We start from the raw sequence: 12,301 nt of genomic DNA, 5'->3' as shown, positions 1-12,301 counted from the left end.
CTGACGATACAAAAATTTATTATTTTTTATTGTCCTCTTGACGGGGAGCATACCAACCTGAGTGGTGTCTTTTGTTAAAAAGCAGTCAATCCTAAGACTAACTGCTTTGTGTGTATGGATATAAAGTTGTCAAACTGGGATTGTATGTTGGAAATTATTCTACATCAATCACATCATCTTCACCTATTTCTATGAAAGTGGTGCTACTATCTGTTGAAACGTTTTTAGATACCGACATATTAAATATTATCAAGAGGATATTCAATAGCACAATTACTAGGAATATAACCCCAGCAATTTTCCAAATTTTTTTGCTACGCCTATTCTTAATTGCCATCTGTTCACTGATTTTTGCAAGTTGTTCTGCGATGACATCATTATCATCTTCATCAGGTATTGTTCCTCCAAGCAATACAAATTAACATTATAGTTGCATTACTCTTATATTGATGTAAAACTTAATATTCTATTGTTCCCAATATCACATAGAACCGAATTTACTACCACTATCTTATTTAAAAATGAAAATATCTTCTATCGGTGCATTGAGAACCCGTGAAATATCAATCGCCAGTTTTAGAGATGGATTGTATTGTGCTTTTTCCAACCTCATAATTGTTTCTCTACGAACCCCGACTTTTTCTGCCAGTTGTTCTTGTGTTAAACCTTGTGCTACACGATATACCTTTAAGTTGCACATGAAATCTTCTACCATGACTTATTCTCCTTTTTCGTAGCGGTATAATAAATAGTTGCTAAGAAAAATGACTAAAGCATAGATAAGTGAAACAGAAATGAGCATAAAAATTGCACACCATTCCACATTACGAGAAAACATTCCTATTGCCATAAGCCAAATGACTATAAAGAGAAGTTTAAATCCTACTTTATAGGCGTTTATTTCTGCTTTTCTTTTATTTTCTAAAAAAAGTTCATCTTCTAAAGTGTGAGAAAGTTTTCCTTCAAAGAAAAAGCCGAAAAAGCCAAAAAATATAAAGAATACAAAAGGATATATTTTCCCATATTCAAAATAAGTCCAAAAACCGCTAAAACCTAGAAATCCAAATATTCCACACAGTCCCCAATATGAAGATACTGTTCTTGAATAGTTTTTGTCTTTAAAATTTTTAGAAAAGGCGTTTTTAAAGAAGATAACTGTTACATATAAGACATAAATAGCTATCAAAGCACCGACTATCAACATTGGTATATCCTTTATGGAAAATACATAATTAGACATATCCATGTTTTTAACCCAGCGTGCGTCGTTAAATAATAAAGAGTAAATTATCCCTGCAATCAGTAATATTACACACCCTACTCCCATAAAGATAACTTGTTTCATTTGTTTTTTTGTCATAATCATCCCTCTTTTCAATGTGATGTTTTTGTATCTTTATAAGACAAATATATCACTTAATATAAATGGTGTCAACAAGAAAATGATACAAATACATCTCATATCGTTTTTATATAATTTACTACAAATCAGATTTTGTCCCTTTCTTCCTCTTGTCTGCCACAAACAGTAAAGGAAAAGCCCTGTCAAGAGCCTTGCCACCATTGGTGGTGCTTTGCACTCTTTACTGGGCTTTTTGTTTGCTGTATCTTCTACAAAGAGGAAAAGGGTTACTCGTCCTCATCATCAAAATCGTTATTTTTCAATACTTCCCGTAATAATTCCATATCTTCTTTTGAATTGGGGTTTATCATTTTTACGACTTGATAAGGTGTCCTATATTTATGTCCCTCTATGCTTTCACCGAACATATCCATGCTGTATAAATCATCATAGTGGTCTAACAGTTTTTGAAACTTCAAATGCTGGATAAATTCTTTGATTGGATAAAGGTCGGACGCTACAATGCTTTTTCCGTTGATGTAGTCGGTAATATATTCCCGTAACTTTTTCAACTCATATTCCAGCCATTCTTCTTCGCTGTCAAAGAAGTTGTCATAATGCCCATGTTTTAATTCTGCATTTAGTCGTTCTTCAATTCTTAAAAACTGGCAGACTTCCTTTTCGGCTTGATTAACATACTTCCATTCTCCCGACAGTAATTCATTTGGGGTTACACCCAGCACGTCCATTATCTTTTCTAATGTATCAAAGGTAGGATAATTTACACCCCGTTCAATCTTGGAAAGGCTCTGCATATTGATACCGATTTTGTCCGCAAGTTCCTGTTGTTTCATTCCTCTGTGCTTTCTTATGGTCTGTATATTTTCTCCTAAGAAACTGATTTTCTTTTCGTAATGCTCCATAACTCAGTATAAACACTCCTTTCATTGCTTTTATTGGTATTTATAAGCATATCATACTTAATATATATCAAAAAGTCAACAAAAACTTCTTGACAAGTAATTCTAATAGCGTTATTATCGTATCAGACAGAGTGATTAAGCACGCTAGGGTCAATCACACGCTTGAGTAAGCATAGAAAAGATGTATTTTCATTTTGATAGAATGAATAAACGTGGACTATCAGACAGAAAATAGTGGTTTCCAAAAGGGGCTGGCTGGACGGGGCACGTCCCCCAGACGTGTTTCGGACAGACAGTTCCTTTTGGAAAGGGAACGCCTTTAGGCGTTCATAAAGGGCGTATATGTAACACCGCCCTGCGTATACATGTCATAGTACCTAGAAACTGTGATAAATAAAGGAAAAAATACGATTTTTATCCCGCAAAAAAACGGGGCATACGAAAGGAGAAATGCACTATAACTACACACAAAAATTTATCCGTTAAGATTGATTACATCAGCATTGTATTTGAAACGGCAACCGCTGAAGATGTAATCATGCACATTTTAGATTTACCGACTGACATTTTCAATGTTTATCCAGCAACGATAAAATTCAAGACATATCAATCACGCTGGCAGATTGGAGATATTTATGTATCGGGGGACGCAAGAAAGACAGAGGACAACCCACAGGGGCTAGGCTGTTATCTTGTTATGACTGGCAGAGGTTGTGATGATATTTTCCGTATTCTCGACAGTAGGAATTATACCTTTGGGGATATGTTCCGACGCTGTGAGAGAAGATACGGACTGGATAACTTCCATTTCACTAGACTTGATATTGCCATTGATGATAAGAACGAAAAACCATTCTTTACCATAGAGCAGATAAAGAAGAAATGCGAAAAAGAGGAATTTATCTCGAATAGTGAGGGCTACCACTTTGACGAAAGCAAGTTTGATGATTTCGACACTGCAAAGACTGTTTATATTGGTGCTGGTAAATCGGGATTGTCCTACCGCTTTTATGACAAAGATAAGGAAGTCTGTTCAAAACATAATAAGACACTTGATGAAGTCGGCAGTTGGAAACGGACAGAAATGCAACTGCGTGATGATAAGGCTCATGCCTTTGCCATGACATTCAAAGACAGACCGCTGGAACTTGGGGAACTGGCTTTCGGGCTATTGGCAAACAACCTACGCTTTGTCGTGCCAAACAGAAATGAAAGTAATAAGAGCAGATGGAAAACGTGTCGGTTTTGGGAACGCTTTTTAGGGGCTGTGGAAGTCTTGAAACTGCAAGTACCGAAACTACATAATTCTCTTGAGGAAACACAGCAATGGCTCACAGAGGGTGGCGTGATTTCCGCTGTCAAAAGTTTTTACTTCTTAGAAGAACATGACGCATTAGGTGGACTGGAAAAAGTGGGAACTATGCTTGATAAGGCAAGATACAGTAATTCCCTTTCCAGTAAACTAACCGCCCACTTACAGAGGATAGACCGCACCGACCTTATCCCCTATATCCAGTATGATACGAAACATGGGAAAGGGGGTATCTGATGAATAACAACGATATTCCCGTATGGGAAAAGTACACCCTTACCATTGAAGAAGCGTCAAAGTATTTCCGTATCGGAGAAAACAAGTTAAGACGATTGGCAGAGGAAAACAAGGACGCTGGCTGGCTCATTATGAATGGCAACCGCATACAGATTAAACGCCGACAGTTTGAAAAGGTCATTGACAAATTGGACGCAATCTAATGCAAATGAGCCTTGTATGTGTTATGATGAACACAAGTCATATCAAGGCTCTTTCCAACAAGGAAAGGAGCAGACACCATGAAAGAAAAAAGACGGGATAGTAAAGGACGTATCCTGCATACTGGAGAGAGCCAACGAACAGACGGAAAATACTTATATAAATATGTGGACGCATTTGGAAACACAAAATATGTGTATGCTTGGAGATTGACACCCACAGACCCGACACCAAAGGGTAAACGGGAAAAACCCTCACTTCGTGAATTGGAACAGCAGATAAGACGGGATATTGAGGACGGTATCGACAGCACAGGCAAGAAAATGACGCTTTGCCAACTCTACGCCAAACAGAACGCACAGAGGGCAAACGTGAAGAAAAGCACACAGAAACAACGGGAACAGCTCATGCGGTTATTGAAAGAGGATAAGTTAGGTGCTAGGAGCATTGATACGATAAAACCCTCTGACGCTAAAGAATGGGCGTTACGCATGAAAGACAAAGGCTTTTCCTATAACACCATTAACAACCATAAACGCTCGTTAAAAGCGTCATTCTATATCGCCATACAAGACGATTGTGTAAGGAAAAACCCTTTTGATTTCAAGTTAAGTGAAGTCCTAGAAAATGATACCAAAGAGAAAGTCGCATTAACAGAGGAACAGGAACAAGCCTTGTTATCATTCATCAAGACAGACAATGTGTATCACAAATATTATGATGATGTGCTGATACTGTTAAAGACAGGACTTCGTATCTCGGAACTGTGCGGACTGACAATCATGGACGTTGATTTTATCCATGAGGTTGTGGTTATCGACCACCAGTTATTAAAGAGCAAGGAACAGGGCTATTATATTGAAACACCTAAGACAAAAAGCGGAACAAGGCAAGTGCCATTAAGCAAAGAAACGATACAAGCATTTCAACGAGTTATGAAGAAACGCCCAAAGGCAGAACCATTTGTGATAGACGGACGGGGCAACTTTCTATTTGTCAATCATAAAGGCAAGCCTAAAGTTGCGATTGATTACACTATGCTTTTTGTCCGTATGGTAAAGAAATACAACAAGCACCATAAGGATAACCCCTTGCCACATATCACACCGCACACGCTACGCCATACGTTCTGTACAAGACTGGCAAACAAGAACATGAACCCGAAAGATTTACAGTATATCATGGGACATTCAAATATCAGTATCACAATGAACTGGTACGCTCATGCGTCCATAGATACTGCAAAATCAGAGGTTCAGCGTCTAATCGCATAAGAAGTATTTACCACGATTTTAACCACGCTTGATAGCGAAATTATAAGAAGATAGACCTAGATATGTGAGGTTTACCACAAAAGCAAAATGCCCGTAGAGCCGATAAAATAAGGCTTTGCGGACATTTAAGAAGATATAAAAAGATAGTCAAAAAGACATATATAATTTATAATATAAATGTTTATTTTTTCTTTATGGGGTCTGACCCCGGAGTATTTCTAAATTCCTATTCCAACTAATCAAACATTTCATCTTCACATCTTAGCCGTCCATATAGACGTTGCCTGCTACTCACCACGGAGAGGTGTGTGATTCATTCGAGCAGCGTAGGGAGCTACCGCTCTCCTTGTTTTGTTTATAATTTCTTTAGAAATGTTTATTTTTTCTTTATGGGGTCTGACCCCAATGTGCTTCAGCCCCTGTAGCTTTGCGTCCCAGACTTTCATCTGGTTTGCCGATTTCCATATTATAGCTTTAATACTTATGCAAAAAAACTGGTTTTATTATACTATAGCACTCTACTGTATACAAGAAAAACATTACCGTTTTAACGCCAAAAAATAAAAAAAGAACAGCCGATACATATACTCGAACTGTTCTTCTACTTCCGAAGTCCACTCAGCATTGACATTACTGTTTCCTGCTCATTTGTACTCAGATCGTTCCATATCCCTAATGTACTCTCTTTACTGAAGTCTAACTTATTAGCATCAAAAATATTCGTATCTAATGTAACATATAATGGATATTTAATCATAATCCTTCCCCCATGATATTCGTTTTTTCATTTCTACGCCGATTATAAAAAACAAAAAACTTTCTTTTCAGTTATATTAACACAAAAAAGCAGCACTGTATATTTTTTATATACAATACTGCCATATTAAAAAACTATCCTATAAATTATTCTCAAACATCGACAGCCCCGCCATCAGCATCCCTTCATCCATATCCAGTCCATCGCTCTGTTCTTCTTCTATCACTTTCCCGGCATCTTCTTCAATAACTACACTCTTTTTTATCTGCTGTATAAAATCCGTATCCTGCAACAACTGCTGCTTTAATTCCTCTACACTGACATTTGCATTATTATAGGAAGAAACGGGTGCATTTTCTTTATGCAGCCACGCATAAACCAGTTCTGTAATCAGTGCTGTTTTGCACCTTTTCTGTGATTTCAGATACCTTCCGATTTCTCTCTGCCGTTCATTATCTTCATTAAATATCAGTACAACCCGTATCTCTCCCACACATTACACCCCCTGTCTCTTCTGGATGTGTAATGCTGTCATTTTCTCATATCCTACCGCATTTGCCCGGATGTCCTCGATAAACTCTATATATTTAAAATCAGAAGATTTTTCAATCTGCTGTTTCAGTAACAGGCTACCTCCACCAAGAAATACTGCCGGATTAGTTCGGAAATCTGGTACATACGCATGGAGTTTATTGATAATTCTCTGCATCCAATCCCCTGCCATTTTCTGAATCTCTCTTACCACTTCTTCATCCAGAATCGTTGCTTCCTGCATTAATACCTGCTCTACGTCTGAGGATTCCAGATGGATACCGTAATTCTGCTGGATGGAATTAGAAATTTCTGAACGGAGAATCGCCATTCCAGATCTGTCACTGACACGAACTGACAAATCCGGCTGTCCTTTTCTGATTACCAGTAAATCTACAGTTCCGTCTCCAATATCAATGCAGTTGACCGTCCGGTACTGACGGAACAGGCTTGCTTTATAGCACATGACTGCCGCAAAATTTTGAGGACTTACCAGAATATCTTTCAGGTAACAATTTACCGGCTTTCCATTGAATCGGAAAGAAATTCCATGTTTTGAATGTTCCATAAAGTATTTTTTGAATCCCGGAGCCTGCTGTCCGAAGTCTGCTGGTGGCAGTCCAACTCCCAGTACAATATCTTTGCCGGATAAAGTGATTCCTCTTTCCTTTGCTTCCAAAGCCAGTGAAAATAAAGTTAGTATAAAGTAATCTTCATCCACTGTCTTATCTGCTTTGAATGGCATTCTTGTTTCTGATAACGTATAATACACACCGTTGTATTCCAGAATATCCTCATTCATAAATCGTCCTGGTTCAGAAGTATATCTTACCAGACCACATGGAAAGTTTACATGTACCCCTTTCATATTTCCGTTTCCATGATCAATTCCCATAATAATTTCTGCCATATCCTATTCCATCCTTTCCTGATCATCTTATACTTAACTGTCACTTATCTTTAAACTGTCTGGTTTTCCGCATATTTTTTCATATTTCTTATGACAGTTATGTATAAGTTTACTTGTACTTTTGTATCTGTTGTGTAAGTTATGTGTTACTTTTGTATCTGTCAATATTTTTCTCAAAACTTTTGTGGCACTTTTATTTAAAAATGTGATATACTTTTGCTATTGGAGGACTTTGCCTATGAATACAGGAGAAATAATCAAGTATTTTCGTCTGGCTCGTAACATGACACAGGAACAACTTGCACAGGACGCTGAGATCAGTTTCAGTACACTCCGCAAGTACGAAGCCAATGAACGTAATCCGAAATATGAACAACTTTCAAAAATTGCTGATGCGTTAGGTATCAGTGTGAATCTTTTTATGGATTTTGAAATTCAGTCTGTATCCGATCTGTTTTCTATTCTGTTTAAAATGGAGGGACAGGCAGATTTAGAAATTGCAACCTCAAAGGATTTGGCAGTTCTATCTGAAGATGCTCTTTTTCTGCATTTTAAAAATGGATACATCAATCACATATTAAGCAATTACCATGCTTCTGTTGAAAGTATCCAGGACATGGATGCTCAATATCGTGAAAAAGCTCTATCAGAAATCCAGAACAGATTATTGGATGACAATAGCAGTATCCATACTGACAGTCCTGCTTTATCTGCAGATTCCGGTAAACCTGCTCTTTCTCTTTCTTCTGCTGATCAGACCTGGTTTGAATTATCCTCTGACTGCTCTGATGAAGAAAAAGAACAAATGATAAAAGCTGCTACCTTTATAAAAAGCTGTCTGCGACATTCCGATAAATAAATCTTTGCACAAAAAAGACAGATGTGGGAATATTTCATTACCTGCATCTGTCTCTTTCTATTCTATGCTATTTTCTACTCATGAATTTCCAATGGAAGTCCATCCGGATCATGGAAAAATGTCATTTTCTTTCCGGTATAATCATCCAGGCGTACCGGCTCTGTTTCAATTCCTTTCCCATTCAATTCTTTTACTGTATCATCTACACTCTTAACTTTAAATGCCAGATGGCGTAATCCCAATGCTTCCGGATAATTTACACGAGCTGGAGCATTTTTTATGATAAAAAGTTCTATTTCCTGCGGTCCACATGCCAGATCAATCTTGTAATCATCACGTTCTTTTCGATAATTTTCTCTGATCACCTTAAATCCAAGCAGATCCACATAAAAATGTTTTGATTTTTCATAATCGCTTCCAATGATTGCAATATGATGAATGGTATCGAACATAACTCTCTCTCCTCCGTTTTTCATATGTTGATATATATTTTCTCACATTTTATCACAGTAATGATATATGTGGAAAAGTCATTTCATCTTCATTTACTTTTTTAATTTTTCTGCCAGTTCAAACCAAAACTCCAATTCAACGACATCTTTTTCTCCATGTTTTTTGCTGCCAATACCTACCCAGTCCGCTTCATAACAGATTCTTCATTGTTTCCTTATCTTCCAGTGCTGATTCACCATCACTCAGCAACCAGATATATCCCGTCTGCATTTTAATAAGTGCAGACATATCTGGAAATGTCTGAATTTTAATATTACATCCTGAGATTTTTGAAAACTGTATTGCCCGTTCTGACAGATATATAAATCTCTGATATTTTACAGGATTGATGATCTGATATTCTTCTTTCTTTTTACGCTCTGCTTTTTCCATAATCGTACTTGCTTCCTAGAATAATTTTTGATGTTCTTTTTCCCTTTCCTCTACCGAAAGTGACTGCTCATGCTCATCCTGTTCCTTCTTCATCTGCTCATATATTTCTGTCTGTTCATCGTAGTAAAACTTTTCAATATTCACTTATATAACTCTCCTCCCACATGCACCCATCAATCAATTCTTACATTGTCCGACTTTATTTTCCTTTATTTTACATATCCCTCGATCAAATTATATCTCTTATGGTGAAGATGTCCACCATATTTTTTAGTTTATTCGACAATTATAATTGAAATTAATGGTATTTTATGCCAAAAAGCAAAGAAAGGCGGGGATACCTTGATTGATTACAGTCCATTATGGGAAACCATGAAACAACGCCACATTTCCCAATATGCCCTGATTAACAAAGGAATTGACAAGCACACCCTCGATCAGCTCCGGAAAAATCAGAACATCACAATCCTTACCGTTGAAAAACTGTGCAATATTCTTAATTGTACACCCAATGATGTATTCGCTTTTAAAGATGAAAAAGATTTGTAATACCGTCATAGTATAGCAATATTCCTATGGCGGTATTTCTGTATATGGCAGGGCAGAGAAAAACCGCAGGCGAAAATTCCTGCGGTTTCTATTTCCTCATCATACTCTTTACATTTTATTTTTTGTTGGCATCGGAACAAATTCCAGTTTTAATTGCATCCCTAATCCCTGTGCAAGTTTTTTCACCATACTCAAGCTGGGATTTCTTGTTCCATTCTCGATCCGGCTTATATCTGCCTGCGTAATTCCGGTTTTAGCTGATAAATCTTTCTGTGTCATGTTCTGCTGCACTCTTGCATCAATCATCGCCTGGATAATATCATATTCCGGCTGCAGTGCATCATATTCTGCTTTTACCTCCGGATTCTGCAATGCTCTTTTTTTATAATCTTTATAGCTACTCATTGCCATACCTCCGTTCATAATCTGCTTTATATTTCTTTGCCAGTTCCTTTTCTGCTTTTGGTGTCTTTTGCGATTTTTTTATAAATCCATTGGTCAGTACCGCCTTCTTGCCTATAATAAAGAAATACAGTACTCTTGTAATATCTGATCCCTGCTTGGTACGATGTGAACTTCCAGTCTTTTTCCGCCTAAATCGAGAGTCCCTATATCTGTGCTTCAAAATAATTCTATTTTTCCGTCTTTTCTCCATCTGATCCTGCATTTAAAAAGTTCATGATCTCCTCATATGACCGCCCACTTTTTACAACTGCTGACAGGATCTCTTCTTTTCTTACGGTATTTCATGGGGTCTGACCCCGAGAGGCTATTCTCAATATCTTTTACAAGGACAATATCTCAAAATCATAGCTTTTTCTGTCCATATCTGTTAAAATTGACAATGATTAATATACAGGGGCTGCTGCACATGCAAGTGCGGCAGTCCCTGTCGAATGGATGAGGAAAATTAAAATGAACGCAACAGCAAATCTTGGCAAGGCACCCGTACGCACTCTGGTGCTCCAGCTTGCCATCCCTTCTATGACCGCGCAATTTGTCAATGTACTTTACAGTATTATTGACAGGATGTATATCGGACATATTTCCGAAAATGGCGCACTGGCTCTTGCAGGTGCAGGCATATGCGGTCCTATCGTTACACTTCTCACTTCTTTTGGCACCCTGGTAGGAATCGGAGGTTCCATTACCATGGGAATCCGAATGGGCGAAAAGAATCACAAAAAAGCAGAACAGGTACTGGCAAATTCTTTTCTGATGCTCAGTGTTTTTTCTGTTCTGCTGACTGTCAGCTTTCTTCTGCTAAAAGATAAGCTGCTTATGTTGTTTGGCGCAAGTGGGGCTACTTTCCCCTTTGCCAATACCTACCTGACTATTTATACAACAGGTACCTTTTTCGCACTGATGGCTACAGGGCTTAATTACTTTATCAACTGTCAGGGATTCCCCCTTGTGGGAATGTTTACCGTACTGATCGGCGCAGGATGTAACATCCTGTCAGACCCGATTTTTATTTTTGGTTTTCATATGGGAATTTCCGGTGCTGCCATTGCAACCGTTATTTCGCAGATACTCTCCTGCATCTTTGCAATGACCTTCTTATTGGGAAAAAAGGTTCCTGTAAAGATTACCTTCGGACAGTACAACTTAAAAGTCATAAGGAAAATCCTTTCCCTGGGATTTTCTCCTTTTCTGATCCTGGCCACAGACAGCCTGATCCTGATCTTTATGAATACAGTGCTCCAGAAATATGGTGGTGCTTCCCAGGGCGATATGCTGATCACCTGTGCCACCATTGCTCAAAGCTATCTGCTTCTGATCACCTCACCTATGATCGGGATCAGCGGAGGTACACAGGCAATCCTGAGCTACAATTACGGTGCCAGATGCGTAAACAGAGTCAAGGACGCAGAAAGGAACATTCTGGGAGTAATGCTTATCTTTACCACCATCATGTTCCTTCTCTCCCGGTTTATTCCCCGGTACTTTGTTCTTCTGTTTACCACTGATCCACAGTATATCAGATTATCTGTCTGGGTCATCCGTACCTATACACTGATGATCATTCCGCTAAGCTTCCAGTATGTCTTTGTAGACGGGCTGACTGCCCTGGAATGTCCAAAGACAGGACTTGCGCTCTCCGTTACCAGAAAATCTCTTTTTGTGATCAGTGCAGCTGTCCTGCCTTCTTTCTTTGGTGCAAAAGCGGCTTTTTTCGCAGAACCTGTTGCTGACGGAATCTCTTCTGTCCTCTCAACAATTGTATTCCTGCTTCTGATCAACCGCCACCTGGATAAACGCTGCCGGATGGACAAGAAAGAGAGCCTGTAAATTACTCCTGTATCTCCGCATTTGAGAGATACAGGAATAAGTATGATTGTGCAGCAATCTATTCTATTTGATAAGATAAGCACTCAGTTTATCAGCTTTTTCAATTATGCACTGATCTGCTTTTTCCTTCGGAATTTCTATTCCCATACAAGCTTACAGTCAGCTACGCCAACGAGGCTGTCCATAAATACTTCTTTCAGACGTTCTTCTACCATCTGCCTTGTCACAC

18 protein-coding genes and 1 riboswitch are annotated in these 12,301 nt (G+C 38.3%); of the genes, 6 read left to right on the top strand and 12 right to left on the bottom strand.

What is annotated here, in order from left to right; genetic code table 11:
* Positions 1–154 precede the first annotated feature (154 nt).
* The 4 genes from LI074_RS15965 to LI074_RS15950 form a co-directional block, all read right to left on the bottom strand.
* Positions 155–412, bottom strand: a complete 258-nt coding sequence (locus LI074_RS15965) for a hypothetical protein (protein WP_055157184.1) — start codon at positions 410–412, stop codon at positions 155–157.
* Between the two features lie 99 nt (positions 413–511).
* Entirely contained in the window at positions 512–715 is a 204-nt protein-coding gene (locus LI074_RS15960; protein WP_015527881.1) for a helix-turn-helix transcriptional regulator, read from the bottom strand.
* Positions 716–718: 3 nt separating this feature from the next.
* Positions 719–1,360: a DUF3796 domain-containing protein gene (locus tag LI074_RS15955; RefSeq protein WP_015527882.1), complete on the bottom strand. Its 642-nt coding sequence runs from the start codon at positions 1,358–1,360 to the stop codon at positions 719–721.
* A gap of 269 nt (positions 1,361–1,629) precedes the next feature.
* On the bottom strand, positions 1,630–2,265 hold the full coding sequence (locus tag LI074_RS15950; protein WP_015527883.1) for a helix-turn-helix domain-containing protein: 636 nt from the start codon (positions 2,263–2,265) through the stop codon (positions 1,630–1,632).
* 487 nt (positions 2,266–2,752) lie between these two features.
* Between LI074_RS15950 and LI074_RS15945 the strand changes: the two genes are divergently transcribed.
* The 3 genes from LI074_RS15945 to LI074_RS15935 all read left to right on the top strand — a co-directional run bounded on the left by LI074_RS15945 (position 2,753) and on the right by LI074_RS15935 (position 5,289).
* On the top strand, positions 2,753–3,814 hold the full coding sequence (locus LI074_RS15945) for a replication initiation factor domain-containing protein (protein ID WP_278336897.1): 1,062 nt from the start codon (positions 2,753–2,755) through the stop codon (positions 3,812–3,814).
* Entirely contained in the window at positions 3,814–4,017 is a 204-nt protein-coding gene (locus LI074_RS15940) for an excisionase (protein ID WP_002610247.1), read from the top strand. Before LI074_RS15945 ends, LI074_RS15940 begins: the two co-directional genes overlap by 1 nt.
* A 78-nt stretch (positions 4,018–4,095) precedes the next feature.
* Positions 4,096–5,289 carry a site-specific integrase gene (locus LI074_RS15935; protein WP_015542744.1) on the top strand — a complete coding sequence of 398 codons (1,194 nt, stop codon included), beginning with the start codon at positions 4,096–4,098 and terminating at the stop codon, positions 5,287–5,289.
* 408 nt (positions 5,290–5,697) lie between these two features.
* Positions 5,698–5,755, bottom strand: a riboswitch (cyclic di-GMP riboswitch).
* A 135-nt stretch (positions 5,756–5,890) separates the two neighbouring features.
* Here LI074_RS15935 and LI074_RS15930 read toward each other — a convergent pair.
* The 3 genes from LI074_RS15930 to LI074_RS15920 form a co-directional block, all read right to left on the bottom strand.
* Positions 5,891–6,046, bottom strand: a complete 156-nt coding sequence (locus LI074_RS15930) for a hypothetical protein (protein WP_020993816.1) — start codon at positions 6,044–6,046, stop codon at positions 5,891–5,893.
* 139 nt (positions 6,047–6,185) lie between these two features.
* Positions 6,186–6,539, bottom strand: coding sequence for a hypothetical protein (locus LI074_RS15925; RefSeq protein WP_008704400.1), 354 nt, complete (start codon positions 6,537–6,539; stop codon positions 6,186–6,188).
* 3 nt (positions 6,540–6,542) lie between these two features.
* Positions 6,543–7,487, bottom strand: coding sequence for a ParM/StbA family protein (locus LI074_RS15920; RefSeq protein ID WP_008704402.1), 945 nt, complete (start codon positions 7,485–7,487; stop codon positions 6,543–6,545).
* Positions 7,488–7,725: 238 nt separating this feature from the next.
* Between LI074_RS15920 and LI074_RS15915 the strand changes: the two genes are divergently transcribed.
* Complete coding sequence (locus LI074_RS15915) at positions 7,726–8,346, top strand: helix-turn-helix domain-containing protein (RefSeq protein WP_008704403.1); 621 nt, start codon at positions 7,726–7,728, stop codon at positions 8,344–8,346.
* A gap of 74 nt (positions 8,347–8,420) precedes the next feature.
* Here the strand turns inward: LI074_RS15915 and gloA2 are convergent, their stop codons facing one another.
* The 3 genes from gloA2 to LI074_RS15900 all read right to left on the bottom strand — a co-directional run bounded on the left by gloA2 (position 8,421) and on the right by LI074_RS15900 (position 9,375).
* Positions 8,421–8,798 (bottom strand): SMU1112c/YaeR family gloxylase I-like metalloprotein, encoded by a 378-nt coding sequence (gloA2, locus tag LI074_RS15910; protein WP_008704405.1) that lies wholly within the window; start codon positions 8,796–8,798, stop codon positions 8,421–8,423.
* A 190-nt stretch (positions 8,799–8,988) separates the two neighbouring features.
* Positions 8,989–9,231 (bottom strand): hypothetical protein, encoded by a 243-nt coding sequence (locus tag LI074_RS15905; RefSeq protein WP_008704407.1) that lies wholly within the window; start codon positions 9,229–9,231, stop codon positions 8,989–8,991.
* Positions 9,232–9,246: 15 nt separating this feature from the next.
* Positions 9,247–9,375, bottom strand: coding sequence for a hypothetical protein (locus tag LI074_RS15900; RefSeq protein ID WP_008704408.1), 129 nt, complete (start codon positions 9,373–9,375; stop codon positions 9,247–9,249).
* Between the two features lie 228 nt (positions 9,376–9,603).
* Here LI074_RS15900 and LI074_RS18025 point away from each other — a divergent pair, with 228 nt between their 5' ends.
* Positions 9,604–9,780: a helix-turn-helix domain-containing protein gene (locus tag LI074_RS18025; protein WP_242832806.1), complete on the top strand. Its 177-nt coding sequence runs from the start codon at positions 9,604–9,606 to the stop codon at positions 9,778–9,780.
* A gap of 108 nt (positions 9,781–9,888) precedes the next feature.
* Here LI074_RS18025 and LI074_RS15890 read toward each other — a convergent pair whose 3' ends face one another.
* Together LI074_RS15890 and LI074_RS17645 are read right to left on the bottom strand one after the other, a co-directional pair.
* Positions 9,889–10,191 (bottom strand): helix-turn-helix domain-containing protein, encoded by a 303-nt coding sequence (locus LI074_RS15890; RefSeq protein WP_044952070.1) that lies wholly within the window; start codon positions 10,189–10,191, stop codon positions 9,889–9,891.
* On the bottom strand, positions 10,178–10,435 hold the full coding sequence (locus LI074_RS17645; protein WP_330595332.1) for a type II toxin-antitoxin system RelE/ParE family toxin: 258 nt from the start codon (positions 10,433–10,435) through the stop codon (positions 10,178–10,180). The genes LI074_RS15890 and LI074_RS17645 overlap by 14 nt, the downstream gene beginning before the upstream one ends.
* A 260-nt stretch (positions 10,436–10,695) precedes the next feature.
* Between LI074_RS17645 and LI074_RS15880 the strand changes: the two genes are divergently transcribed.
* Positions 10,696–12,072 (top strand): MATE family efflux transporter, encoded by a 1,377-nt coding sequence (locus tag LI074_RS15880; RefSeq protein WP_008704412.1) that lies wholly within the window; start codon positions 10,696–10,698, stop codon positions 12,070–12,072.
* The last annotated feature ends 229 nt before the right edge of the window (positions 12,073–12,301 follow it).

Source organism: Blautia sp. MSK18_10 (assembly GCF_020553185.1).
GTDB classification, from domain to species: domain Bacteria; phylum Bacillota; class Clostridia; order Lachnospirales; family Lachnospiraceae; genus Blautia_A; species Blautia_A wexlerae.
This window is presented reverse-complemented; position numbering and strand designations above follow the sequence as displayed.

Bases quoted from the DNA above. Each gene is read 5' to 3' on its own strand.
- LI074_RS15960 (WP_015527881.1), bottom strand. From the start codon at position 715: ATGGTAGAAGATTTCATGTGCAACTTAAAGGTATATCGTGTAGCACAA.
- LI074_RS15955 (WP_015527882.1), bottom strand. From the start codon at position 1,360: ATGACAAAAAAACAAATGAAACAAGTTATCTTTATGGGAGTAGGGTGT.
- LI074_RS15950 (WP_015527883.1), bottom strand. From the start codon at position 2,265: ATGGAGCATTACGAAAAGAAAATCAGTTTCTTAGGAGAAAATATACAG.
- LI074_RS15940 (WP_002610247.1), top strand. From the start codon at position 3,814: ATGAATAACAACGATATTCCCGTATGGGAAAAGTACACCCTTACCATT.
- LI074_RS15935 (WP_015542744.1), top strand. From the start codon at position 4,096: ATGAAAGAAAAAAGACGGGATAGTAAAGGACGTATCCTGCATACTGGA.
- LI074_RS15930 (WP_020993816.1), bottom strand. From the start codon at position 6,046: ATGATTAAATATCCATTATATGTTACATTAGATACGAATATTTTTGAT.
- LI074_RS15920 (WP_008704402.1), bottom strand. From the start codon at position 7,487: ATGGCAGAAATTATTATGGGAATTGATCATGGAAACGGAAATATGAAA.
- LI074_RS15915 (WP_008704403.1), top strand. From the start codon at position 7,726: ATGAATACAGGAGAAATAATCAAGTATTTTCGTCTGGCTCGTAACATG.
- gloA2 (WP_008704405.1), bottom strand. From the start codon at position 8,798: ATGTTCGATACCATTCATCATATTGCAATCATTGGAAGCGATTATGAA.
- LI074_RS15905 (WP_008704407.1), bottom strand. From the start codon at position 9,231: ATGGAAAAAGCAGAGCGTAAAAAGAAAGAAGAATATCAGATCATCAAT.
- LI074_RS18025 (WP_242832806.1), top strand. From the start codon at position 9,604: ATGAAACAACGCCACATTTCCCAATATGCCCTGATTAACAAAGGAATT.
- LI074_RS15890 (WP_044952070.1), bottom strand. From the start codon at position 10,191: ATGGCAATGAGTAGCTATAAAGATTATAAAAAAAGAGCATTGCAGAAT.
- LI074_RS17645 (WP_330595332.1), bottom strand. From the start codon at position 10,435: ATGGAGAAAAGACGGAAAAATAGAATTATTTTGAAGCACAGATATAGG.
- LI074_RS15880 (WP_008704412.1), top strand. From the start codon at position 10,696: ATGAACGCAACAGCAAATCTTGGCAAGGCACCCGTACGCACTCTGGTG.